Raw genomic sequence first — 1,341 nt, 5'->3', positions numbered from 1 at the left:
GTTAATAATCAATTCTGTAGTATATTTAGAAATTCCGTGACTTTTGTTGATTTTATACTATAATGGGTTTGGGTATTCATAAGTATTTTCGAAATGAATTTCCTGCATTGCAATCATTCTAATATCTCTGTCGTTAATCGAGGAGTGAATGGCATGACTCTTTATCTCTCAAATATTTGGCAGGTCGGTACTAGCCCCTACGAAATCTTTTACGGTGATCGCTATGGTGTGGCGAGAAACGACGTATTTCAGCTGGGCGGCAGCGAGACCGGCACTCTGGGTGGTGTTCGAAACGGATGGGAAAAATTTTATGGCGGCGCGGGTGTAGACACGATTTACGTCGCTCCCAAGTATTATTACTCCTGGACTGCCGTGATGATCGACCACAATGGCTTGGACAGCGTGGAACGTATCGAGTTTAACAGCGCCACCTCCTGGCCGGTAAAACCAGTCTATTTCGCTGGAATGGCAGATTTTTCGAGCGTCACATACATGTCGCCCGGCGTGACGATCTATGGCCGCGAGAACAGCAATATATTCGTCGGTAGTCAGCTTGGGGAAGGGTCGAAGGCGACGGCGGTGACGATCTGCTCTTTGGCAACGCCGGAGACGACACGTTGTACGGTGATACGACCGCGGTAAATCCCTGGCCGGCGCAATTGAATGCCGCTGGCAATGACTGGTTGTTCGGTGGCGCCGGAAATGACTATCTTGATGGTCAGGGTGGTAACGACAATCTGTCCGGCGACGCTGGCGATGACACTCTTTACGGCGGACCCGGAAGCGACCAGCTTAGCGGTGGAGACGGCGCCGATAAGCTTTTTGGCGGAACCGGAAATGACCAGTTGCGCGGCGGTGCGGGAAATGATGAGCTACATGGTGGAGATAACGATGATCTGCTTGATGGCGGTTCCGGTAGGGACATTCTCTGGGGTGACGCGGGCGCGGATACTTTCCAGTTCGTAACAATTGGCGCTTCGAGTTTGGTTGAAGACTTTCAAATCGGCGTTGATAAGCTACGTTTTCATAACGCCATTGCCGATGAATTCAGCGATTTAACGATCATCGATAATTCAACCGGGTACGCAAGTATAACTGTGGGCGATGTTGAAGTTATTTTGAACGGGGTGTCATCAGCCTCTTTAAATAGTTCTATGTTTGAGTTTGGCGTGTATGCATGATGCGAACGGCTCCGCCGGGACAAGCGGCGGAGCCTTATTAAATTTATTAGGATTGAAGCTCTGACTTTTTATATTTCTTTGTGACATTTCCATTTGAATCAAATATTTCCAACTCACCGTTTTCGTTGTATTCAATCATTTTCCGTCCATTATCATAGTA

At 48.1% G+C, this 1,341-nt stretch carries 2 protein-coding genes; both read left to right on the top strand.

Annotated features, from left to right (window positions below; genetic code table 11):
- Positions 1-153: 153 nt before the first annotated feature.
- Positions 154-642: a hypothetical protein gene (locus GH784_RS27020; RefSeq protein ID WP_065702695.1), complete on the top strand. Its 489-nt coding sequence runs from the start codon at positions 154-156 to the stop codon at positions 640-642.
- Positions 588-1,181, top strand: coding sequence for a calcium-binding protein (locus GH784_RS27015; RefSeq protein ID WP_065702693.1), 594 nt, complete (start codon positions 588-590; stop codon positions 1,179-1,181). Before GH784_RS27020 ends, GH784_RS27015 begins: the two co-directional genes overlap by 55 nt.
- Positions 1,182-1,341: the final 160 nt, after the last annotated feature.

It is taken from the genome of Agrobacterium tumefaciens (assembly GCF_009649785.1).
Lineage (GTDB): Bacteria > Pseudomonadota > Alphaproteobacteria > Rhizobiales > Rhizobiaceae > Agrobacterium > Agrobacterium tumefaciens.
The sequence above is the reverse complement of the archived record's forward strand: the minus strand, read 5'-3'. Positions and strand labels throughout refer to the sequence as shown.